Annotated in this window: 24 protein-coding genes and 2 tRNA genes; 14 read left to right on the top strand and 12 right to left on the bottom strand. The window is 46.0% G+C overall.

Annotated elements, in window-relative coordinates:
* Positions 1-7 precede the first annotated feature (7 nt).
* The gene (thiD, locus tag FD977_RS05160) at positions 8-892 is read right to left on the bottom strand and encodes a bifunctional hydroxymethylpyrimidine kinase/phosphomethylpyrimidine kinase (protein WP_215306906.1); all 885 of its coding nucleotides are present in this window, start codon (positions 890-892) and stop codon (positions 8-10) included.
* A 21-nt stretch (positions 893-913) separates the two neighbouring features.
* On the opposite strand from thiD, the gene FD977_RS05155 reads away from it, so the two are divergent.
* Positions 914-988, top strand: a tRNA-Asn gene (locus tag FD977_RS05155).
* A gap of 63 nt (positions 989-1,051) precedes the next feature.
* Here FD977_RS05155 and FD977_RS05150 read toward each other — a convergent pair.
* Positions 1,052-1,636, bottom strand: a complete 585-nt coding sequence (locus FD977_RS05150; RefSeq protein ID WP_215306904.1) for a hypothetical protein — start codon at positions 1,634-1,636, stop codon at positions 1,052-1,054.
* Between the two features lie 205 nt (positions 1,637-1,841).
* Here FD977_RS05150 and FD977_RS05145 point away from each other — a divergent pair, with 205 nt between their 5' ends.
* Complete coding sequence (locus tag FD977_RS05145) at positions 1,842-2,873, top strand: tripartite tricarboxylate transporter substrate binding protein (RefSeq protein ID WP_215306902.1); 1,032 nt, start codon at positions 1,842-1,844, stop codon at positions 2,871-2,873.
* Positions 2,874-2,946: 73 nt separating this feature from the next.
* On the opposite strand, the gene FD977_RS05140 is transcribed toward FD977_RS05145, so the two are convergent.
* Positions 2,947-4,602, bottom strand: coding sequence for a thiamine pyrophosphate-binding protein (locus tag FD977_RS05140; protein WP_215306900.1), 1,656 nt, complete (start codon positions 4,600-4,602; stop codon positions 2,947-2,949).
* 178 nt (positions 4,603-4,780) lie between these two features.
* On the opposite strand from FD977_RS05140, the gene FD977_RS05135 reads away from it, so the two are divergent.
* Genes FD977_RS05135 through FD977_RS05120 form a run of 4 tightly spaced genes read left to right on the top strand, consistent with a single transcriptional unit; the run spans position 4,781 to position 8,478 of the window.
* A complete protein-coding gene (locus tag FD977_RS05135; protein ID WP_215306898.1) occupies positions 4,781-5,650 on the top strand; it encodes a fumarylacetoacetate hydrolase family protein in 870 nt (289 codons plus the stop codon).
* A 37-nt stretch (positions 5,651-5,687) separates the two neighbouring features.
* Complete coding sequence (locus FD977_RS05130) at positions 5,688-6,986, top strand: U32 family peptidase (protein WP_215306896.1); 1,299 nt, start codon at positions 5,688-5,690, stop codon at positions 6,984-6,986.
* A gap of 22 nt (positions 6,987-7,008) precedes the next feature.
* A complete protein-coding gene (locus FD977_RS05125; RefSeq protein ID WP_215306894.1) occupies positions 7,009-7,545 on the top strand; it encodes a hypothetical protein in 537 nt (178 codons plus the stop codon).
* A gap of 24 nt (positions 7,546-7,569) precedes the next feature.
* Positions 7,570-8,478 (top strand): transporter, encoded by a 909-nt coding sequence (locus FD977_RS05120; RefSeq protein ID WP_215306892.1) that lies wholly within the window; start codon positions 7,570-7,572, stop codon positions 8,476-8,478.
* Between the two features lie 19 nt (positions 8,479-8,497).
* Here FD977_RS05120 and FD977_RS05115 read toward each other — a convergent pair whose 3' ends face one another.
* Both FD977_RS05115 and FD977_RS05110 read right to left on the bottom strand, forming a co-directional pair.
* Positions 8,498-10,165, bottom strand: coding sequence for an AMP-binding protein (locus FD977_RS05115; protein WP_215306890.1), 1,668 nt, complete (start codon positions 10,163-10,165; stop codon positions 8,498-8,500).
* A 36-nt stretch (positions 10,166-10,201) separates the two neighbouring features.
* Positions 10,202-10,765, bottom strand: coding sequence for a 5'-methylthioadenosine nucleosidase (locus tag FD977_RS05110; RefSeq protein WP_215306888.1), 564 nt, complete (start codon positions 10,763-10,765; stop codon positions 10,202-10,204).
* 11 nt (positions 10,766-10,776) lie between these two features.
* Between FD977_RS05110 and FD977_RS05105 the strand changes: the two genes are divergently transcribed.
* Positions 10,777-11,295, top strand: a complete 519-nt coding sequence (locus FD977_RS05105) for an adenine phosphoribosyltransferase (protein ID WP_215306886.1) — start codon at positions 10,777-10,779, stop codon at positions 11,293-11,295.
* Between the two features lie 8 nt (positions 11,296-11,303).
* On the opposite strand, the gene FD977_RS05100 is transcribed toward FD977_RS05105, so the two are convergent.
* Genes FD977_RS05100 through FD977_RS05075 form a run of 6 tightly spaced genes read right to left on the bottom strand, consistent with a single transcriptional unit; the run spans position 11,304 to position 13,253 of the window.
* The gene (locus FD977_RS05100; RefSeq protein ID WP_215306884.1) at positions 11,304-11,585 is read right to left on the bottom strand and encodes a YqjK-like family protein; all 282 of its coding nucleotides are present in this window, start codon (positions 11,583-11,585) and stop codon (positions 11,304-11,306) included.
* Positions 11,582-11,953: a phage holin family protein gene (locus FD977_RS05095; protein ID WP_215306882.1), complete on the bottom strand. Its 372-nt coding sequence runs from the start codon at positions 11,951-11,953 to the stop codon at positions 11,582-11,584. The genes FD977_RS05100 and FD977_RS05095 overlap by 4 nt, the downstream gene beginning before the upstream one ends.
* A 6-nt stretch (positions 11,954-11,959) precedes the next feature.
* Positions 11,960-12,295: a YqjD family protein gene (locus FD977_RS05090; RefSeq protein WP_215306881.1), complete on the bottom strand. Its 336-nt coding sequence runs from the start codon at positions 12,293-12,295 to the stop codon at positions 11,960-11,962.
* Positions 12,296-12,325: 30 nt separating this feature from the next.
* Positions 12,326-12,766: a Smr/MutS family protein gene (locus FD977_RS05085; RefSeq protein WP_215306879.1), complete on the bottom strand. Its 441-nt coding sequence runs from the start codon at positions 12,764-12,766 to the stop codon at positions 12,326-12,328.
* Positions 12,767-12,775: 9 nt separating this feature from the next.
* Entirely contained in the window at positions 12,776-13,072 is a 297-nt protein-coding gene (locus FD977_RS05080) for a hypothetical protein (protein ID WP_215306878.1), read from the bottom strand.
* Position 13,073: 1 nt separating this feature from the next.
* Entirely contained in the window at positions 13,074-13,253 is a 180-nt protein-coding gene (locus tag FD977_RS05075) for a hypothetical protein (protein ID WP_215306876.1), read from the bottom strand.
* A gap of 159 nt (positions 13,254-13,412) precedes the next feature.
* On the opposite strand from FD977_RS05075, the gene FD977_RS05070 reads away from it, so the two are divergent.
* The 7 genes from FD977_RS05070 to FD977_RS05040 all read left to right on the top strand — a co-directional run bounded on the left by FD977_RS05070 (position 13,413) and on the right by FD977_RS05040 (position 20,748).
* Positions 13,413-14,723, top strand: a complete 1,311-nt coding sequence (locus tag FD977_RS05070) for an amidase (protein WP_215306874.1) — start codon at positions 13,413-13,415, stop codon at positions 14,721-14,723.
* 71 nt (positions 14,724-14,794) lie between these two features.
* Positions 14,795-15,787: a tripartite tricarboxylate transporter substrate binding protein gene (locus tag FD977_RS05065; protein ID WP_215306873.1), complete on the top strand. Its 993-nt coding sequence runs from the start codon at positions 14,795-14,797 to the stop codon at positions 15,785-15,787.
* 28 nt (positions 15,788-15,815) lie between these two features.
* Positions 15,816-17,336, top strand: coding sequence for a class I adenylate-forming enzyme family protein (locus FD977_RS05060; RefSeq protein WP_215306871.1), 1,521 nt, complete (start codon positions 15,816-15,818; stop codon positions 17,334-17,336).
* 10 nt (positions 17,337-17,346) lie between these two features.
* Positions 17,347-18,132 carry a citryl-CoA lyase gene (locus FD977_RS05055; RefSeq protein WP_215306869.1) on the top strand — a complete coding sequence of 262 codons (786 nt, stop codon included), beginning with the start codon at positions 17,347-17,349 and terminating at the stop codon, positions 18,130-18,132.
* Positions 18,133-18,134: 2 nt separating this feature from the next.
* Positions 18,135-18,875, top strand: coding sequence for an SDR family oxidoreductase (locus FD977_RS05050; protein ID WP_215306867.1), 741 nt, complete (start codon positions 18,135-18,137; stop codon positions 18,873-18,875).
* Complete coding sequence (locus tag FD977_RS05045; protein ID WP_215306865.1) at positions 18,876-19,703, top strand: SDR family NAD(P)-dependent oxidoreductase; 828 nt, start codon at positions 18,876-18,878, stop codon at positions 19,701-19,703. It abuts the gene before it with no gap.
* 82 nt (positions 19,704-19,785) lie between these two features.
* Positions 19,786-20,748 (top strand): tripartite tricarboxylate transporter substrate binding protein, encoded by a 963-nt coding sequence (locus FD977_RS05040; protein WP_215306863.1) that lies wholly within the window; start codon positions 19,786-19,788, stop codon positions 20,746-20,748.
* A gap of 68 nt (positions 20,749-20,816) precedes the next feature.
* Here the strand turns inward: FD977_RS05040 and FD977_RS05035 are convergent.
* Positions 20,817-20,911, bottom strand: a tRNA-Ser gene (locus FD977_RS05035).
* Positions 20,912-20,969: the final 58 nt, after the last annotated feature.

The raw sequence follows: 20,969 nt of genomic DNA, 5'->3' as shown, positions 1-20,969 counted from the left end.
TTAATTCTTAATACTTACCTTCTTCTTCTGGCAATGCAGTCGGATAAAAATCATGCATGTGCCATAAAGGTCCCGGACCCTCACCAATAATTAAGAAGCGCCCTTTTTCCAATCCCGCCTCAACATAAGAAATTGCCTTAGCGACCGCATGAGATAGATCGTGACCATCTGCTAAATAAGTTGCAATTGCTGATGACAGCGAGCAACCAGTGCCATGGGTGTTAAGCGTATTTACACGATAGTGTTTGAATTCTTTTGATTGAACTACTTCAAGACCATCTTCAATGGTTCGCCACATCAGAAAATCTGTTAGCTGAGTATGACTAGCGTCCAGATGTCCGCCCTTGAGCAAGACTGCCTGAGGACCCATCTCGAGTAACTCTTGTGCCGCTAGCTTGAAGTCATTCGCCCCTTCAATCTCACGACCCAAGAGCAAGCCCGCTTCTTCCATATTAGGAGTAATTAAGCTTGCCATCGGAAATAGCTCTTTAATCATGGCTTGAGCGGTATCGTCCCCACCAAGACTGGCGCCTGAAGTAGCCCTGAGTACGGGATCGAGGACGATTCTTTTAGCGCCATGGCGCTTGAGGGCTGATGCCACAGTGCGAACGATTTCTGGGCTGGCCAACATGCCAATCTTGACGATATCCACCCCAATATCCATAAATACTGCGTCGATTTGAGCCTCAACCACATCAAGATCAATATCCTGAATACGAGTTACACCCAAAGTATTCTGTGCGGTAATAGCCGTGATGACCGTCATTCCATATCCACCCAGGGCTGTGATGACTTTGAGGTCGGCCTGAATGCCCGCGCCACCGCCACTATCGGACCCAGCGATGGTCAATACTTTGGGGATCTGTACAGAACTTGGGCTAGATATTTTCATCTTGCTATAATATCGGCTTATTCCTCGATAGCTCAGCGGTAGAGCAGCAGACTGTTAATCTGTTGGTCCGTGGTTCGATCCCACGTCGAGGAGCCAAATACAAGAAAACCACCTTTTTAGGTGGTTTTTTCTTTGGTAGTCGAGATGAATCGATTGAGCCTAGATCAAGCCCCTCTTTTTTAGATTGGCAAGGCGGTTATTTAAGGTCTTGATGGTGAGCAGGTTGAACTTGTCACCCTCCGACCAATTGCTGCCTTTCCACTCGATACCTTCTGACGTGACATTAGCAAAAGGCTCTTTACCCTCTTTTGCGTAGCCTTCCAAAATAGTAATCAGTGCTAGGCGATCATCCGATCCTCCGGCATCTTTAATGGCATCCAAGATTGGCTTGGTAATCGTATCGCCATAGGTCACTTTGGAGTCTGGGTGTTTTGCTGCTACTGGCTCGTCAAAGATGTACTCATGTGGCCACTCAAATACATTTCTGGCTGAATTTTTTACTGCCTCTGGGCTGACTGCGCCACTCTCGGGATTTTTTGGATCTGCTGGAAGATTTAATTCCGTAATCCAGGCTTCAAATTCTGCGATACGGGCATAGCGCTTTTCTTCACTATCGCGCTTTTGCTCTTCTTGAGAAAGTAGCAAAGTGACCCAAGCCCAGGCGATGTCCTTAGGCATAGCAAACTCTTGCGCCAAAATGCCGCTGGCTTTTTTCAGGATAGGCTTGGATGTGAGTTTTGTCATTGTGTACTTTCTGCATTCTTTACTGGCGCCTTCAATTCAAGGTGGAAGGCTCGCCACAGCCCCGTAGGATACTCTTCATTGGGTTAGATTGAGGTCAAAATAGATCTTTTAACCACCTGGAACCCAGTTACCACTTGCTCTGTTATGCTTTTGGCACTGAATTAAAAATCATTATTAGAATGAATTTAGTAAACAGGAGATAGCTATGATTCAAAACAAACTTTTAAATGTATTTATTCGTTTGCCCCTATTCTTTACAGTTGTGACGGCGATATTGTTTGGCACTAGCCATACATCTGTCGCTCAATCAGATTACCCCAATAAACCAATACGTTTTATCGTTCCCTTTCCTGCTGGCGGGGCAACCGATAACATTGCCCGACCACTCCAAAACGAGCTACTAAATTCCGTAAAGTGGAATGTCATCATTGACAATAAGCCAGGTGCAGGCGGCAATATTGGCGCGGAAATTGTTTCTAAAGCAGTCCCAGATGGCTATACCTGGCTCATGGCATCAGTCGGTACGCATGGTATTAATTTACCGCTCTACACCCAGGGCGGCGGAAAATTACCATTTGATCCGGTTAAGGATTTCACTCCCATTACTTTGGTAGCGGAGTTACCTAACGTCTTAGTTCTCAATCCTGAATTTGCCGCTAAAAATAAAATTAATACCGTGAATGATTTGATTGCCTACGCCAGAGCTAACCCAGGAAAAGTCAACATGGCTTCGAGTGGTAATGGCACCTCCATTCATATGGCGGGGGAGCTATTTAAATCCATGACAAAAACGTATATGGTGCACTTACCCTATAAGGGAAGCCCTCCAGCAGTCACCGATTTAATGGCGGGAAATGTAGACATCATGTTCGACAATCTCCCTTCTTCCATTAACTTTATTCGTGCAGGTCGCTTAAAGGCATTAGCAGTGACTAGCGCCAAACGCTCTCCTGCATTTCCGGATATGCCCACCATTGCTGAGGCAGCAAACTTACCAGGCTATGAAGCAACCTCTTGGTTCGGTGTTGTCGGCCCTGCAAATATGCCAGCAGATATTCTGAATAAAGATAGCGCCGTCTTAATGGCTGCTATTAATAGCCCTGCTGTGAGGGAAAAATATTTAGCAATGGGTGCACAGCCTGTTGGTAATACACCAGCTCAATTCTCAGTCTTCATTAAGAATGAAATTGCAAAGTGGACAAAGGTTGTAAAAGATTCTGGAGCAAAAGTAGATTAAGATTTAGAGAGCTAGCTAGCTTGCTTAGTTACTTAGTTACTTAGTTAAAGAGGAGCCTAGCTCCTCTTTTTTATTACCCCAATTGAGAAAGAAGTTTTGTTGGAGTAATTACCTCTGGATCTAAGACTAGTTCAATCAAGGCACCTTTTTTACTAGCCAGTGCTTTTGCAAATGCGGGTGCAAATTCCTCAGTCTTGCTGACTCTAAAACCAGGTACTCCAAAACTATCTGCAAACTTCACAAAATCGGGGTTGGTTAAACCAGTCGCAATCACGCGAGACTTAAACTCTCTCTCCTGATGCATACGGATAGTGCCAAGCATGCTGTTATTGACTACTAAAACAATTGGATAAGCATCGTAACGAGCAGCTGTAGCCAATTCTTGGCAGTTCATCATAAAGTCGCCGTCACCACACACTGCGATAACTACTTTTTCTGGGCTAGCAATCTTGGCAGCAATTGCGGCAGGAAGACCGTAGCCCATGGATCCATTTGCAGGCGCCAATTGGGTTTTGTATTTCCCATAGGGATAAAAACGGTGCACCCAGGTTGCAAAATTACCAGCACCATTAGTAATAATTGCATCGCGCGGTATGAGATCTGGCAATGAGTCCATGATGAATGCCAATTGCAGGTCACCTTTGACAGTCACTGGGCTAGAGAAAGCGAGATATTCATCATGAGCCTGATTCATAGCGCTGCGATCATGCTGAGCATTCATCTTCACCCTAGTTAATGCTGAACAGAAGTTTTCTGTGCTGCAATTTAAGGCAAAGTCAGGTCGATATACACGGCCTAATTCTTCTGGGCCTGATAGCACGTGAATTAATTTTGCTTTCGCTTGAGGAACAGTCAATATGCTGTATCCAGCAGTTGTCATCTCTCCGAGGCGCTCTCCAATGACCAACAAGACATCTGCCTCTTGAATGCGCCTTACCAAAGTAGGATTAGCGCCAATACCCAGGTCACCTGCAAATGCAGGATCTAGATTATCGATGACATCTTGAGAGCGAAAGCTGCTTGCAACTGGGATGGCCTGCGCATTTGCCCAAGAACGTAAGGCTTCGCATGCAGTGCTATTCCAATTACCACCGCCTGCGATCACCATAGGCTTTTTAGCGGAGGTAAAAGCAGACATTGCCTGATCAAAACTGTGGAGATCTAAGCCTGGCTGAACGATATGGGCAGCTTTGACAGGGTTTTCTTGACCAGTCATGTACAACACGTCTTCAGGCAAAGCTAATACAACCGGACCTTTTCGACCCGCCTGAGCCACATGAAATGCATGAGAAACAAATTCATCAATGCGATCGACACGATCGATGCTGCCAACCCATTTTGCACATTCGGAATACATCCGGCGATAGTCAATTTCTTGGAAGGCCTCACGCTCAACCATGTCAGTCCCAACTTGTCCGACCAATAAAACCATTGGTGTTGAGTCTTGATAGGCTGTGTGCATTCCAATCATGGCATTCGAGGCGCCGGGCCCACGAGTCACCATTAAGACGCCGGGGCGACCCGTTAGTTTTGCATAGGCCTCTGCCATATAAGCAGCGCCCCCCTCTTGTCGACAGGTGATGAATCGAAACTCAGGGTGATCAAGCAAGCCATTCAATAAAGGCAGAAAGCTTTCGCCAGGAACGCCAAAGGCAATATCGACAACCTGTCTTGCCAACGCATTGGCGAGAATTTGGCCACCATTTAGCACTTTACTTGGGGTCTCCATGATATTGATAGGCTTTCTAAGGATTTTGGTTATATATAACGAGTAGTAGCAAGTTATCACACTTTATCCAGTAATGAAGCCAATTGGACGGCTGGTTTAGGAGGCTTATCAGTCTCTTGGACTGCCCTATACTGCCATCACTAACAACCAATAAACCAATGTAATTGGAGGCTTTGCAATGAGACTATTTAGCTATCGAGATTCAAGTGGCCAGGACGGCGTGGGCGCTCTCTTAACAGGGAGTTCAAATACATTCATTAATCTATCTGCCACAGATCCTTTGATACCCAATAGCTTGCAAGCAATTATTGAATCGCCAGAAGCTTTAAATCGTGCTGCAGCAGCGCTCCAAAATTCCAAGGCAATTAAAGGAGAGATAGACGCCATCACTTTTAGATCCCCAATAGAGAAGCCTGGAAAAATTATCTGCATGGGTCTGAACTATGCTGATCATGCAAAAGAGGGTGGTAATGCCAGACCTGAATACCCCAGTTTTTTTATGCGTGGCCCCAGCTCATTAACAGCCCACTTGAGCCCCATCATTCGTCCTCGGGTTTCTGATAAGTTAGATTACGAAGCGGAGCTCGCCTTTGTAGTTGGTAAAAAGGCGCGCCATCTGACATTGGATAATGCTTTGGAGTGTGTTGCGGGATACAGCATTTTTAATGATGGCAGTCTTCGAGATTACCAACGCAAAACGACTCAATGGACTATTGGTAAAAACTTTGATCAAACTGGTGCTTTTGGGCCATGGCTAGTGACACCAGACGAGCTCCCCCTTGGCTGCGATGGCTTGAGAATTCAGTCGCGCTTAAATGGTCAAGTGATGCAAAACGCCAATACCAAAGACTTTTTATGGAACGTGGCAGAGACCATTGCGCTGATAACCGAGTGCATGACGCTGGAGCCGGGTGATCTGGTCATTACCGGCACCCCCGCTGGCGTTGGCTATGCAAGGACACCCCCTGTTTTTATGAAACCAGGGGATATTTGTGAAATTGAAATTGAATCCATTGGAATACTGCGCAACTCTATAGCGGATGAGTAATTGGGCTAGAGATCTCAGTAGACCTTAAAATACCGCTATGACCAAGATTCCAGAACTTCTCGCCCCTGCCGGCAGCCTTTCCATGCTGCGTACTGCCTTTGACTTTGGTGCCGATGCTATTTATGCCGGACAGCCACGTTATTCCCTGCGAGTACGTAATAACGACTTCGGAAAAATGGAGACGCTCAAAGAAGGTATTGATACTGCCCATGCTTTGGGTAAGAAGTTTTACCTTGTGTCCAATCTACTGCCCCATGGTGGTAAGACACGTACTTATATTAAAGATATGGATCCTGTGGTTGCCTTAAAGCCTGATGCCATGATCATGTCAGATCCCGGCCTCATCATGATGGCCAGAGAAGCATGGCCAGATATGCCGATTCATTTATCGGTGCAAGCCAATACGGTCAATGGCGCTTCTGCAAAATTCTGGCGCTCTGTAGGCATCAGTCGAGTGATTTTGTCGCGCGAGCTTTCTTTTGATGAGATTGAAGAAGTTCGTCAAGACTGCCCAGAAATGGAATTAGAAGTATTCGTACATGGCGCTTTGTGTATTGCCTACTCCGGTCGCTGCCTACTATCTGGCTACATGTCCCATCGTGACTCTAACCAAGGCGCCTGTACTAATGCCTGTCGTTGGGATTACAAGGTCAAGCCTGGCCAACAAAATACTAGCGGTGATGTAGTTCTTCTGCAGGAAGCGCGACGTCCAGATGATTTAATGCCTATGGAAGAAGATGAGCATGGTACTTACATCATGAACTCCAAGGATTTACGTGCCATTGAGCATATTGAACGCTTAACCAAGATGGGTGTGGATTCATTCAAGATTGAAGGTCGCACTAAGTCGCCCTATTATGTTTCTCGCACCTGCCAATCCTATCGCACTGCGATTGATGATGCGGTAGCGGGTCGTCCCATGAATATGTCCCTGATTGGCAATCTAGAAGGTCTTGCAAATCGTGGCTATACCGACGGCTTCTATGAGCGTCACCACGATAAAGAATATCAACTCTATATGCGCGGCCACTCCCTCTCGGGTAGAAGTCTGTATGTTGGCGAGACCTTAGAGATTGATGAGGCCTCAGGTCGCGTCAAGGTAGATGTAAAGAATCGTTTCTCGATTGGCGATAAGTTAGAAATCATTGAACCCGAGGGCAATCAAGATATGGCATTGGATGCCATGTGGAATCTCAAAAATGAGCCAATTGATGTTGCTCCTGGCTCAGGTCACTTTGTGTGGATTAAATTGCCGCTCAAGAGTCAGCATGCATTTATCGCGCGCTACACCCAAGAACCAGCGCCAGTTGAGGCTAGCTCTTGCAGCAACTGCTAATGCAGTTCTTCAGAAAGTTTTTATGAGCACCTCGACACCCAACTCAGCCCCTGCTCATGGTTTTAAAGAAAAAGCCAAAGAAGCATTTATCAAAGCATTGCAATTAACCATTTACTTCGGATCTTGGTTTTGTACTCTTGCCTTTTTAGCAGCAACATCATTGGATGAGAGACCAATTCCTTTATCCATCTTTGGCTTTGCATTGTTCAAAGCAGCAATCTGTGCCAAATTTATGTTGATCGCTCAGGCTGCATATCCAATTAAAGTCAATAAACAGCATGGGATTGTTGGCTCACTCTTCTTGGAGTCTCTCTTTTATCTTCTGGTTGTTTTAGCCTTAAATTACTTAGAAGCCGGAGTGCATGGCTTAATTCATGGAAAACCGTTTTTGATCTCTATGACTGATTTTGGACAATCCAATCCCTTGCGCGTAGTAGCCATGTCGATTGTGTACTGGTTAATTGTGTGGCCTTATTTACTCTTAACGGGGATGACCATCATGCTTGGCGGCAACGCTACCCTCAAGATTTTGTTTGGTGACAAATCAAAACTTAATTAATCTAACTTGAGTCATATAGCTCGAATGATTAAGTTGCACTCCATTTTTCAAGGTCGGGCTTTTGCAATAGGCGCTTTGCTATTGCTTATTTTGGGTACCTCACTGCCCGCCCTATCTTATGCTCAAGAAATCGAGGCGCGTACTTATTCCAATGCACCCGTTGGGATTAACTTCATCAGCGCTGGGTTTGCACAAGCTAAATCTGGTAATTACACCCTGACTAGCGAAGTCATGGGTCTTACTCATATCTTTGATGCAGGAGGCCAATCCGGCAAGCTCACTTTAGTGCTTCCTTATGGCCAACTCACTGGGTCGAGCAGTATTGGCGGGAGAACAGTTAATGCTAGTACTGAGGGGCTATCAGATCCACTCATCAAAGCAGCAGTTAACCTTTATGGCGCTCCAGCATTAACGCTAGATCAATTTAAGAGTTATCAGCAAGATCTCATTGTTGGTGTCAGTCTTGCAGCATCAGTGCCATGGGGCAAGTACAACGACAATCAACTCATTAATGTGGGCGCAAATCGCTGGTTTATTCAGCCAGGTCTAGGAGTCTCTAAAGCACTTGGTCCTTGGCGATTTGAGCTCGCTGGCGCTGGTATTTTTTACACCAGTAATACCAATTTCATGGGTGGTAACTCACTATCTCAGAACCCGGTTTACTCAACACAAACACACGGCATTTATTACTTTCAGAATACCGCGTGGATCTCAGTAGATGCCACCTACTTTACTGGCGGACAGTCTTACCTTAATGGCAACCCGATTAGCGGTAATCAAGAGAATTGGCGCTTTGGAACAACGATGTCCTACCCGGTAGATAAGAATAATTCGATTCGGCTATCGGCTAGCACGGGGGCATACTCGAGGACTAATAACAGCTATGACTTATATGGGATTACTTGGCAATACCGCTTCGGCGGTGGCCTATAGTTTTTGTTTTTTTGTTTATTTATAAGTCGCGTAGATGACGGCGCAAGATTTTGCCCACATTAGACTTGGGCATTTCCTCAATAAAAGCAATCTTTCTAGGGCGTTTGTAACTGGTCATTTGCTCTTTGCAATACTGAATGACTTCAGCCTCAGTTAATTCAGGCTTATCCTTGACGATATAAGCCTTGACGATCTCACCGAGCTTACGGTGCGTTAATCCAATCACAGCACATTCTCTTACGCCAGGCATTTGAGAAATCACTTCCTCGATTTCATTAGGGAATACTTTATAGCCAGCAACGACGATCATGTCCTTCTTACGATCCACAATCTGGACAAAGCCATCGGGACTCATGATGCCGATGTCGCCAGACTTAAAATATCCCTCTGCAGTCATGGATTGCTCAGTCTCTTCAGGTCTATTCCAGTAGCCCGCCATCACCTGTGGGCCCTTGATACAGATCTCTCCAGGCATGCCGAATGGAACTTCTACTCCGTCATCATCGAGTATCAATACATCTGTGCTTGGCACTGGCATGCCAATGGATCCCGTAAATTCTTTTACAAATGGCGTGTTCACACAAACTACTGGGGAAGTTTCCGACAGTCCATATCCTTGCGCAATCGGTACCCCCATCATTTTCTGCCAAAGTTCAGCTGTCTTCTGTAGAACTGCCATACCACCGCCGATGGTGACCAAAAGATTAGGTAAGCGCACATGTTTGAATTCTGGGCGATGTATCAGTGCATGAAATAGCGTATTGACGCCTGGAAAAATATTGATATCAGGGTGGTTCATCAACAACTTTATAAAGCCCGTGATATCACGGGGATTAGCGACTAATAATAATTTGGCACCCTTACGCATTCCAAGGAAACCGCAGGCAGTGAGAGCAAAGATATGTGTCATGGGTAGCGCACATAAAAAAACTAACTGCTGCTGACGATTTTTTAAAGCAGGCTCAAGCCAAGATTCGATCTGAATAATATTAGCCAGGATGTTGCGATGTAATAAAACTGCGCCTTTAGAAACCCCCGTAGTACCGCCGGTGTATTGCAAAAAAGCAATGTCATCCAGCCATAGATTGGGTTTAGTAAAGCCATGGCCAGAGCCAATTTTGAAAGCTTGGTTCAATTTGACGCAAGGAAAGTTCCAATACGGAATCAGCTTTTTAATATGGCGAGCAATCAAATTGATGATGACGCCCTTCGGGCCTAAGCTCTCACCTATGCTACTTATGATCACTTTCTTTACAAGCCCTTGATTGGCAATCTCCTGATACACGTGAGCAAAGTTTTCTAGCATTACCAAGACCGACGCACCACTATCTTGTAGCTGATGCTCTAGCTCACGAGCCGTATAGAGTGGATTGATATTGACTACGACAAAGCCTGCACGAAGAGTCCCTAGCATTGCAATGAAGTATTGCGGCACATTCGGGAACATGACGGCAATACGCGATCCCGCTTCAAGCCCCAATGTTTGTAAATACGCGGCGAAGTCCTTAGAAAGAATATCGAGTTGACGATAGCTGATGGTATGCCCCATCGACTCCATCACTATGCGATTGGGATAATGATTAAAAGATTGTTCTATTAAATCAGCGATAGATGAATGGCCCGCTAAATCAATCTCATGAGGAACGCCCTCGAGATAGTTTTTAAGCCAAGGTTTTTGAGTGTTCATTTGCTTAAGCAATTGGGGAATTATGTTGGGTGCGTCTTAAGCACTTAAAAGCTCTTTGAGCTTTTCTAGATAGAGTTCTTGGCCATGGTTAACGCGATGAGTCCATTCGTTGCCTGAGTCAGCGTTAGCATCATCAGTCACATACTTAAATGATTGCCATGGAATATTTGATTGATAAGCAATACTAGCAATCGCAAATAACTCCATATCCACTACATCAATCTCCTGCGAGATTAACCAAGGATCGTGCGCTGTCACAAAGCTATCTCCAGTGCCGCAAGTATGCTCACCACCTAGAGAGAGATAGTGGGATGGTTTAGGGCAAAAAGGGGTTTGGCCTCTAGGTGCTAAGGGAACTGCCATCATGTCGCGCTGCATTACTTTACCGATTTCTAATAAGCCTTGTAGAGCAGAGTTAATTTTTCCGACGGTACCAAAGTTCACTATCCTCTTTGGTTGATATTGATGTATAGCCTGAATACTGGCAGCGGTTGCATTGATTTTGCCAACTCCAGAATACACAATATCAACACCTGCCGGTAAAGCGCTTTTATCCAGCTCTGACTCTAATGCGGTAATAATGAGCAATTGTGTTTTCATATCAGCCAATAATGAATTTATTAGATTATCTACCCGGAGTCCCCGACTTTCCTAAGCCAGGAATCCTTTTTCGGGATATCTCGCCTTTATTGGCTAATCCGAGTGCCTTTAAGGAGGCTACGCTACAACTAGAGGAACTTGCACAGCAGTTTGATTACAGCCATATTTTAGGTATTGAATCACGTGGCTTTATCTTTGGCACCGCCCTCGCCTTTAAAGCCCATAAAGGCCTCGCTTTAGCCCGGAAACCCAATAAGCTGCCATTAGCTAGCCATCGAGAATCCTATGGCTTGGAGTACGGCTCAGATTCTCTGGAAATTCAGGAATCTACTTTACCGTCCGGCTCTCGGGTGTTGATTATTGACGACGTGCTGGCTACCGGTGGCACCATAGTCGCAGCAAGTAAATTACTCAAAAAGGCTGGCTTTAACGTTGCTGGCGCTCTCACGTTTTTAGAAATTGCTGGTTTACATGGTGGCGATGTCCTGACCCAACATGGAATCGCCAATAAGACAGTCTTGATTGCCTAAAGCGGGTCTTACAAAAGACTCTTAGCGCCTTTGAGAAGCTTGACAGTGCCCCAGCCTACTGCGAGCACTTTACTGGCAAGCTTGGGTTTGTAGTGCGCTAGTACTGCGAACGCACTAGTCCACAAGATCGGCCTACTCTTCATGAAATTAAATGCATCCATACCTTTATCAGCCCATGACAAGGGCTTTTCTATGGGCTCAAAATGCAAGGCAAAGTCAGCACGCTCTTGGGCTGCCCTCCCCTGCAGCACTTTTTGCCTAGCTTGAAGTTCAGCTAGCGTTTTACTCATTGTTTTGAGAGCTCCTGACGATCTTTAGCTAACTCAGCAATCGTTGCCTCGAATAATTTAGGCATAGTTTTGAGTGAGCGAAAAACTACCAGCGCCAAAATGATGCCTACCGCTAAGAAACCACTAGTTAGCAAGCTCAGCGCCAAGACCCGATCAGTCTCCCAGCTATAAATCACAATAAGTAAGGCCAGCATCACCAAGCCAAAGAATAAGAAAAATAATGTAAAGATCACCATAACCAATAGACTCAGAAACTTAGTGCGCGCAATCTGCACATCGGTAGAGATCAACTCCAGACGAGTCTGCGCAATGGATGCTCCGGTGGAGACGAGATTCTTGAGGGAGGATAAAAGGTTTTCTTGTGACATGAATTCCTAGCGACGACGAATGAATAGGCCGATTAAAAGTCCGAGACCTGCAGCGACACCTACCGCCTCCCAGGGATTTCGATGGACAAACTCATCAGTGCGCTCGGCAACTACCTTAGCCTTTTCAGTCACAGTACCCTCAACAGAGGATAGACTTTCTTTTGCACTATTGAGCGTCTCCAAAGCCTTTGAACGAATTGCGCCAAGCGAGCCATCGTCATGGATTGCGGTTGCCTTAATGAGATCCTCAGCATCTGCCATAAGCGCCTTAAAGTCACTTATCAAATCCTCTGAATGGATCTCAGCTTCTTCCTGCGTGCTGATCGGTTTTTTAGTAGTCATCGTTCTATTCTAAGCAATTGATCCCAAAGATCACAGTATTAATACCGTCATCCCAGCGTTTCCTTCTTTAAAGTGTTTGAGATAAGCTTTTAATCCAGGCCTTCTTCTCAAAAGTGCGTGGTAAGCCTCGCAACCAAATGCGGTTTGCTCGCCAAAGTGATATTCATCAACACGGTCTGAGAAATAGTTATTTTCTAGGGCATCATGAACGGCCCGCTTGATCTTGCCACCCTCACCGCTAGCTCCATAGCCATGGATCAAGATGATTGCCTTGATACCCACTTCCGAAGCTCGACGAAGCCCAATAGTTAATCGATCCAAAGCTTCCTCAGTACTGGGACTATCAAACTTTAAATTCAGTACCATCGTGTCGCTATGCGGAATAGGAAGCTCCTCACTTCCGCATTGACGACACTCCCCAAGCATGCCCCTAGGATTGCCACATTCTGGACACTCAAATGTATGGGTCATCAAACGCCATTAAGAACAATACTTTGCTTCTAAAGCAGATGTTGAATTGACCTGATCATCAACCATTCGGTTCAGAGTTATTTGCGCAGCATCTTTATTCTCTTGGACTTTTAGATTTAAGTTAATCAATCCGACTACATCTTTGCGAATCGAGGTATTGCCGTAGCGTAAGCCCTTTAATGTAGAGACTGCTTCAGCGGAAATCTTGCATTGCTGGCTTAGCAACTCGGAAGAATCCGATGAGGTATTTGCATATGCCACTGCAGCTACAGAGATTGAGACAACGGCCAATAGAGTCTTCTTCATCTTATTTCCTTAATTTGTGACCACATGTTGGACAACAACCTGAATCTTTTGCTTTTGTTTTTCTTAAGGCGGCATAGACGCTAGATTCTGAAATTTCCATCTTCCTGGCGGCCTGAGCTGCAGTCATTCCTTTCCCTATCCAATCTAAAGCTTGATGTGTTTTTGGTATCACTTTTCTCATTTCCCCCTCCTTTGGTAGTACTATACTACAGAAGTTGTGAAGTTGTGAACTTTAATTTATACGTTGTTTTTTGATGCTGAATGAATGGCGAAGAGGCTAAAAAATGTATACGAATGCGGTATAAAGTACTTAGCGCAGATCAGAGAAAAAGAAATGGCCATGAAAATACAAAATAGCCTTGTGAAAGCTTGCGAGCTCATTCAAAAGGAACAACTTTCGATAGATGACTATTTGGGGCAATGCGTGGTGCTGGCAGATGCATTGGAGCCAACATTAAGAGCGTTTACCGTCAGAGCGTCACTACCCGCACTAATAAAACAATCAGGCTTGGGTCCACTTAGAGGCATTCCAGTAGCAATCAAAGATCTGATCGATACGAAAGATTTTGTAACAAGCTATGGCTCACCAATCTATCGAAATTTTGTACCTACTGAGGATGCTGAAATAGTCAAAAAGATTCGAAACTTAGGTGGCGTTATCTTTGGCAAAAGCGTCACAACCGAATTTGCATGGCGTAAGTCGGGAGCTACAAGTAATCCATGGAATGGTGATCACACTCCTGGGGGATCTTCAAGCGGCTCAGCAGCAGCGGTTGCAAGCGGGATTGTGCCGCTGGCAATAGGCTCCCAAACTGCTGGATCCATTATTAGGCCCGCCTCATACTGTGGAATCGTTGGATTTAAGGCGAGTTATGGAGCAGTTCCCCGCAATGGAGTCCATCCCGTCTCTAGCTCACTAGATCACGTCGGTTTTTTTACTAGATCCGTTGCAGATGCAGTTTACGCATTTAATTTACTCAAAAATTCCTCAACTCAAGAGGATGATTCAATTGTGATTCCTGAGCTTATTCTTAAGCCAGTGAATGTAGTTTTGGATCAGCAGAAGCCCCGTTTTGCCATTCTCAGTTCTCCATTCGATGAATTGTTAAGCCAAGAACAAGTGGATACCGTAAAAAATGCGGCAGCGTTATTAAAAGCCTCAGGCGCCAGCATAGAAGAATTATCGTTACCGCAGACTTATTGGGATGGAATTGAAGCATTGGCAGTGCTGATGTCGTGTGAAGCTGCGGTAGTCCATAAAAAACATCTTGAGCAGTTTCCTGAACTGCTGGGCGCAGATATAAAAGAATTGATTGAAAAGGGAAATGCGCACTCGGAAAGGGATTACCTGGAAGCCAAAAATCTGCAGATTGCGTTACGTAAGTCTATCGGCGACTATTTTGAGCGTTTTGATGCAATCTTGGCACCTCCTGCAACCGGCGAGGCGCCAAAAGGTCTCAGCTTTACTGGAAATCCGATCTTCTGCTCTCTTTGGACTTTTATAGGCACTCCAGCCATTGCGCTACCGGTAGGAAAATCCAGCAACGGACTTCCACTGGGTGTTCAGCTCATCGGTGATTACCGTGCGGACGAAAAATTAGTCAATATGGCCGCTTTCGCCGAGGCAAGCTTTAAGGCCCCATACAACTAGCAGTGTTATAAATGAATCATAGCCAGATATGAATCTGGGGCATGAAAAGTACTGAACTCAGGAGAAGCGTAATGTCCTTATATTTCGAGAAGCGTAGAGGCTTACTTGTATTGCTCACTGCCCTAGCCTGCTGTGCGGTAGGAGTAGCAAACGCTCAAACGAACGCAAGTTGGCCTGATAAACCCATCAAGATCATTGTTGGTTACTCTGCTGGAGGGGCTACAGATATATTGGCACGTTTAGTTGCAGTAAAAATGGGTAACACCTTGGGTCAGTCAGTGATTGTTGAAAACAAGCCTGGCGCCAATAGCAATGTAGGGGCAGAAATCGTTGCACGGTCATCGGCCGATGGGTATACCCTTTACGCCTTTTCAATTGCCAACACCATCAATATGTCACTGTATCCAAAACTTGGGTACGACGCACTCAAGGATTTAGAGCCTGTTGGCATGATTGCCAAAATCCCCAACATTTTGGTGGTCAATCCAAACCTTCCAATCAAAACAGTTGCGGACTATGTGCGCTACGCCAAAGAATCAAAAGATGGCGTGACTTTTGCATCCTCCGGTAGTGGCTCATCTATTCATCTCTCCGGTGAAATGTTTAAGATGCAATCGAAAATCCAAATGCTGCACATCCCTTACAAGGGGAGCGCTCCTGCCGTCACAGATTTACTAGGGGGTCAGGTTGATTCCATGTTTGACAACGCCCCTTCTGCAATGCCTCATATTCAAAGCGGAAAGCTTCGTGCAGTTGGCATTACCAGTGCGCAACGATCCCCATTACTGCCGGAGCTACCTACACTTGCCGAATCTGGTTACCCCAATTTTGACGTGCAGTCCTGGTTTGCCTTGGCCGCTCCTGCTGGAACTCCGAAGCCGATCATCGAAAAGCTCAATGCAGCACTAAATAAAGCCCTCACATCACCAGATGTGCGTCAACGCCTCCAAGAGTTGGGTGCTACACCTGAACCTGGCTCGCCAGAGAAAATGCGTGACTTCGCAACAGCTGAGGTAAAACGCTGGCGTGAAGTGGTTAGAGCATCTGGCGCAAAAGCCGAATAAAAGACACCAGAAAGAAGAAAGTCCCCGCATGTTTCCAATCGACTTCTTTTGGCGAGCATCTTTGCGCTGGCCAAAGCGTACAGCCATCGATACGCCTACCGGCCCGATTAGCTATGAAGAATTGGCCTCCAAAGTTAAGGCGCTTGCTAGCGCCCTTGTGGAATTGGATCCCCATCTTCAAAGCCGTGTAGCAATTTGCTCTGGCAATAGCGCGGAGCACATCATCGCCCTATTAGCAGTACTTGCCTCAGGAAAAGTATGGGTTCCACTCAACCCTAAAAGTACTCGACCTGAAATACGACGCATCATCGACATCACAGAACCAAGCCTCATCATTCATGATCAAGCCTTAGATGACTTACTAACTGATGCCCCAGGTATTTTTATTCTGACCAGCATGGATGATGGGCAAGCATCAAGCAAAACGATGGGTAGCCTGATCCAAGGTCACGATGGCGCCCCACTCCCGTCATTTGACTTGCCTTTAGATGCCACTCAAGCCATCAAATTTACTGGCGGTACTACAGGCGCTCCAAAAGGGGTAATGCAACCCTATCGCGCCTGGTTAGCTAATATTACTAACCAGATTCAGTCGTGGGGCTTTGATGAGCAAGAGCGCTACATTGTTGCGGCGCCAATTACTCACGGTACATCAACTTATATTTTGCCTATTCTTGCGCAAGGCGGATGTCATGTCATCTTAGACGGAGCCGGTGCTGAAGTAGTTCGCACAGCCTTTAGAGAGCGCGGAGGTACCGCCTCCTTTATGCCACCAACATTGCTATACATGTTGATGGCATTACCCAATGCCTCACGCAAAGATTTTCCCAAGCTACGTAGGCTGATATATGGTGGTGCTCCAATGCCTGCTGAAAAAGTGCGTGCTGTACGGGAATTTTTTGGTCCCGTGCTTTGCACTACCTATGGTCAAACTGAAGCCCCTCAAATACTAACCGTCATGAAACCAGAGGATTTTGAAGATCCTCAAAATTGGGCTGCCGTAGGTTGCACTACCTGGTTTACTGATGTCGCCATCATGGCACCCGACGGCAGCTTCCTTCCCACAGGCGAAATCGGGGAGGTAGTAGCACGTGGCGATCTTCTCATGACAGGTTACTGGCGCATGCCAGAAAAAACTGCAGAAACAATCATTAACGGTTGGCTTCACACTGGCGATCGCGGTCTGATTGATCAGCGTGGCTACCTCTACTTAAAAGACCGTCTCAAGGATATTGTGATTACTGGCGGATTTAATGTCTATCCAGTAGATGTTGAAAATGCTTTAAGCCAACACCCCGCCGTTCATGAATGTCTTGTTTTTGGCGTACCAGATGATAAGTGGGGAGAAAGCGTGCAAGCCGCAGTACAACTTCGCCCTGAGCAGCAAGCGGATGAGGCAGCGCTGATTGCGTTTGTGCGAGAACTTTTGGGCCCAGTTCAGACACCAAAACGGATCCACTTTTATGACAGTCTGCCTCGCTCTAATGTGGGCAAATTACTCAAGAGCGCCGTCCTCCAAAACATTCTTAACTCTTCAACACATTCTTAATTAAGCCATCATGACTAATTCATCTAGCAAAACACCAGTAACGAGTTTGTGTACTCATACCCTTACAAACCTGCACTATCGCGATGCAGACCTTGTCGAAGACTTGATGGGGAAAAAAACGTTTACTGAAGTGATGTTGATGCAAATCTTAGGCAGAACTCCACGACCTGTAGATATTCGAATTACTGACGTTGTGCTCATTGTTCTCATGGAGCATGGCCTCACACCTAGCGCAATTGCAACGCGATTGATTTACATGAGCGCTCCAGAAAATCTTCAAGGAGCGGTATCGGCTGGCTTGCTGGCTGTCGGCAGTTCTTTCATTGGCACCATGGAAAATTGTTCTGGCTTATTAGATCGGATTACAGCGGCAAGTAATCCTGAGGCAGAAGCACTCGACATAGCGCAACATTACAAAGCGATCAAGGCAGCCGTTCCGGGATTTGGGCATCATCTTCATAAACCCGTAGACCCACGTGCATACAAATTATTGGAAATGGGTCGGGCTGAACCAGACCTCAAGGGCGATAAGATCCGCGCACTGGAAATCTTATCAAAAGCCGTTGATACGGTAGTTGGTCGCCCGATTACGATCAATGCTACTGGTGCGGTAGCTGCGCTGCTGGGTGAGATCGGCATTCCGACTGCGGTCATGCGCGGCTTTGCCGTTATCTCACGCTCAGCAGGTTTGGTAGCCCATATTGTTGAAGAGCAACAAAGTCCCTCTGGCCGTTTTATTTGGGATACCGTTGAACATGCCATTCCCTTCGTGGATGGCGCCAATAAGATTGGCTAAGCATGGCCTCTCAAACCCAAGTAGCTAAAGAATGTGTATTGATTACAGGCGCTAGCCGCGGTATCGGGCGAGCAATTGCAGAGCGTCTGATTGCCGATGGGATGCATGTCATTAACTTTGACAAAATTACTCCCAAAGAAATCTCTACTCATGAGAGTTTCTATGAGGTCGATGTATCAAATGAAACTGCATTGCGAAGTACGATGTTAGAGGTAATATCAAAACATTCCATTACCCGTTTAGTCAATAATGCAGGCATTGTGCGCCCTGCCACAATTGAAAACACCAGCATTGAAGATTTTTATGCAGTGATGAATGTGAATGTCGCGGCAGCCATTATTTGCGTACAGGAACTTCTCCCCACCATGAAAGCCGCTCACTTTGGACGGATTGTGAATATCTCTAGTCGCGCAGCTTTAGGCAAAGAAGAGCGCATTGCGTATGCCACTTCTAAAGCAGGCTTACTGGGGCTCACGCGCACATTGGCTTTAGAGCTTGCAGCCGATGGCATCACTGCGAATGCCATTGGACCTGGCCCTATAGCAACAGAGCTCTTTCAGAGTGCAAACCCTCCAGGTGCACCTGCTACGCAACGCATTCTAGAAAGCGTACCCCTGGGTCGCATAGGTCAGCCTGAGGAAGTGGCGCATATTGTTGCTTCTCTACTAGATCAACGTGCCGGATTTACTACCGGTCAAGTAGTGTATGTTTGTGGTGGCATGACTGTAGGACTACATCAATAAATGAACTCAACTGCACATCATCCCGGCTTGCCAACTGATCTGACTGGTCGCACTATTTTTGTTTCTGGCGGCGGCTCGGCTGGACCGGGTTGGAGTATTGGTAGAGCATCTTGCGTCACTTACGCCAGACTGGGTGCTAATGTCTGTGTAGTTGATCGAGATGCAGCCTCTGCAGAAGAAACCGCCAAGATCATTCTGCGAGAAGGTGGCATTGCACAGACCTTTGTCGGTGATGTTTCTGAAGAGGATGAAGTGAAGCGACTTTTTAGTGAGACTCGTAATCAATTTGGTCCTATCGATGTTTTGCATCACAACGTAGGCATCGGTAAAGTTGGTGGACCCATGGAGACGAGTGCTGAGGATTTTGATCGCATTCATAAAGTGAATGTACGCAGTCTCTTGCTGGCAGCTCATGAGGTTTTGCCTGAAATGGCATCCAGAGGCACGGGAAATATTCTCGCTATTTCATCGGTAGCGGGTATGCGCTACATGGGCTATCCACATTTAGCCTATAGCGTCACTAAGGCAGCCAACACCCAATTTATTCGGATGATTGCTCAGCAATACGCAGGTCAAGGCATTCGTGCCAATACGGTGGTGCCCGGTTTGATTGATACCCCACGTATTGCCAATACCGTAGCGAAGATGTTCTCTGAAAATGGCCTAGATGAGGCTCGTGCTGCTAGGGATAAGCAAGTTCCTATGGGTAGATCAGGAACAGCATGGGATGTGGCTCACGCCTGCGCCTTCCTGGTATCGGATGCTGCCGCCTACATTACCGGGACTGAACTGGTAGTGGATGGGGGAATCACCGGGAAATACACCTAACAACACTCAGGGTCAGCACCCATTTCCCTACTGGATCATATTGAGGTATTTTTTAACCTTATTTCAAATTAAAGAGACTCTAATGAACCGCCTCCTGCAATTAGGACTACTGACTTGTTTCTGCTTATTTGCTAGCTTAGCAGCTGCCTATCCAAATAAACCAATCACCATTATTGTTCCCCAAGCACCAGGCGGAACAAATGATATTGTGGGTCGAGTAGTTGCACAGCGGCTCGGGGAGCAAATCAAAGCCTCTGTGGTTGTCGAGAATAAACCAGGGGCTGGCGGCAATATTGGCACTCAGTTTGTTGCCAATGCCCCGAAGGATGGTCATACGCTTTTAATGACGATTAGTAGTGCGCAAGCGATTAATCCGGCCCTCTATAAAAATCCAGGATTTGATCCAGTTAATGACTTTATTCCTCTAGCCATGGTCGGATCAGTTCCGAATGTTTTAGTAGTAAATGCTAATTTTCCAGCTAAGAATCTAGATGATTTTTTAAAGTTAGTTAAATCAAAACCTCCAGAGACTTACCAATTTGCATCAGCTGGCAATGGGACGCTAAATCACCTCTTAGGTGAAATGCTGAATCAAAGTTATGGGATATCGTTGCAACATATTCCTTACAAGGGGGTTGCACCCGCACTCAATGATCTCTTGGGTGGGCAAATTCAAATTGCTTTTGCTAGCTTGCCATCTGTTTTGCAATACATCAATACTCAAAAATTAGTTGCTCTAGGTGTGAGCTCTTCAAAGCGCTCGCCCCTGCTGCCCGAGGTCCCATCTATATCAGAAAAGATTCCAGGCTTTTCTGGAACTCTTTGGATAGGTTTATTTGCACCTAAAGGCACGCCTAAGCCAGTGATCGATAAACTACAAAAGGAAATGCAGTTAACCTTGACCAATCCTGAGTTAAAAGAAAAACTGCAAGCCACTGGAGTAGAGCTCGCAAACATGACTCCAGCAGAATTTGCTAAACAACTGCAAGAAGATATTACGCGTTGGGCAAAGATCGTAAAAGCATCAGGTGCCTCTCTGGACTGAACTGTATTAATGCAATATCGAATGACAAAAAAATAGAGCCCCATGGTTAGGGGCTCTTCTATGGTACATGGCGGAGACGAGAGGATTCGAACCTCCGATCAGAGTTTTAGCCCCGATGCTCCCTTAGCAGGGGAGTGCCTTCGACCAGCTCGGCCACGTCTCCGTATTCCATACTAGTACAACGAACCATAGTGTAACGGATAACCGCTACCCAGAGGTTT

The organism is Polynucleobacter sp. AP-Elch-400A-B2, assembly GCF_018688355.1.
GTDB lineage: Bacteria > Pseudomonadota > Gammaproteobacteria > Burkholderiales > Burkholderiaceae > Polynucleobacter.
The sequence above is the reverse complement of the archived record's forward strand: the minus strand, read 5'-3'. Positions and strand labels throughout refer to the sequence as shown.

Excerpts from the sequence above, each read along its gene's own strand:
- FD977_RS05100 (WP_215306884.1), bottom strand. The coding sequence starts at position 11,585 with ATGAGTAAAACGCTAGCTGAACTTCAAGCTAGGCAAAAAGTGCTGCAG.
- FD977_RS05045 (WP_215306865.1), top strand. The coding sequence starts at position 18,876 with ATGAACTCAACTGCACATCATCCCGGCTTGCCAACTGATCTGACTGGT.
- FD977_RS05120 (WP_215306892.1), top strand. The coding sequence starts at position 7,570 with ATGATTAAGTTGCACTCCATTTTTCAAGGTCGGGCTTTTGCAATAGGC.
- FD977_RS05150 (WP_215306904.1), bottom strand. The coding sequence starts at position 1,636 with ATGACAAAACTCACATCCAAGCCTATCCTGAAAAAAGCCAGCGGCATT.
- FD977_RS05110 (WP_215306888.1), bottom strand. The coding sequence starts at position 10,765 with ATGAAAACACAATTGCTCATTATTACCGCATTAGAGTCAGAGCTGGAT.
- FD977_RS05095 (WP_215306882.1), bottom strand. The coding sequence starts at position 11,953 with ATGTCACAAGAAAACCTTTTATCCTCCCTCAAGAATCTCGTCTCCACC.
- FD977_RS05085 (WP_215306879.1), bottom strand. The coding sequence starts at position 12,766 with ATGACCCATACATTTGAGTGTCCAGAATGTGGCAATCCTAGGGGCATG.
- FD977_RS05135 (WP_215306898.1), top strand. The coding sequence starts at position 4,781 with ATGAGACTATTTAGCTATCGAGATTCAAGTGGCCAGGACGGCGTGGGC.
- FD977_RS05050 (WP_215306867.1), top strand. The coding sequence starts at position 18,135 with ATGGCCTCTCAAACCCAAGTAGCTAAAGAATGTGTATTGATTACAGGC.
- FD977_RS05145 (WP_215306902.1), top strand. The coding sequence starts at position 1,842 with ATGATTCAAAACAAACTTTTAAATGTATTTATTCGTTTGCCCCTATTC.
- FD977_RS05040 (WP_215306863.1), top strand. The coding sequence starts at position 19,786 with ATGAACCGCCTCCTGCAATTAGGACTACTGACTTGTTTCTGCTTATTT.
- FD977_RS05065 (WP_215306873.1), top strand. The coding sequence starts at position 14,795 with ATGTCCTTATATTTCGAGAAGCGTAGAGGCTTACTTGTATTGCTCACT.
- FD977_RS05070 (WP_215306874.1), top strand. The coding sequence starts at position 13,413 with ATGAAAATACAAAATAGCCTTGTGAAAGCTTGCGAGCTCATTCAAAAG.
- FD977_RS05075 (WP_215306876.1), bottom strand. The coding sequence starts at position 13,253 with ATGAGAAAAGTGATACCAAAAACACATCAAGCTTTAGATTGGATAGGG.
- FD977_RS05055 (WP_215306869.1), top strand. The coding sequence starts at position 17,347 with ATGACTAATTCATCTAGCAAAACACCAGTAACGAGTTTGTGTACTCAT.
- FD977_RS05130 (WP_215306896.1), top strand. The coding sequence starts at position 5,688 with ATGACCAAGATTCCAGAACTTCTCGCCCCTGCCGGCAGCCTTTCCATG.
- FD977_RS05140 (WP_215306900.1), bottom strand. The coding sequence starts at position 4,602 with ATGGAGACCCCAAGTAAAGTGCTAAATGGTGGCCAAATTCTCGCCAAT.
- FD977_RS05125 (WP_215306894.1), top strand. The coding sequence starts at position 7,009 with ATGAGCACCTCGACACCCAACTCAGCCCCTGCTCATGGTTTTAAAGAA.
- FD977_RS05090 (WP_215306881.1), bottom strand. The coding sequence starts at position 12,295 with ATGACTACTAAAAAACCGATCAGCACGCAGGAAGAAGCTGAGATCCAT.
- FD977_RS05080 (WP_215306878.1), bottom strand. The coding sequence starts at position 13,072 with ATGAAGAAGACTCTATTGGCCGTTGTCTCAATCTCTGTAGCTGCAGTG.
- FD977_RS05105 (WP_215306886.1), top strand. The coding sequence starts at position 10,777 with ATGAATTTATTAGATTATCTACCCGGAGTCCCCGACTTTCCTAAGCCA.
- FD977_RS05115 (WP_215306890.1), bottom strand. The coding sequence starts at position 10,165 with ATGAACACTCAAAAACCTTGGCTTAAAAACTATCTCGAGGGCGTTCCT.
- thiD (WP_215306906.1), bottom strand. The coding sequence starts at position 892 with ATGAAAATATCTAGCCCAAGTTCTGTACAGATCCCCAAAGTATTGACC.
- FD977_RS05060 (WP_215306871.1), top strand. The coding sequence starts at position 15,816 with ATGTTTCCAATCGACTTCTTTTGGCGAGCATCTTTGCGCTGGCCAAAG.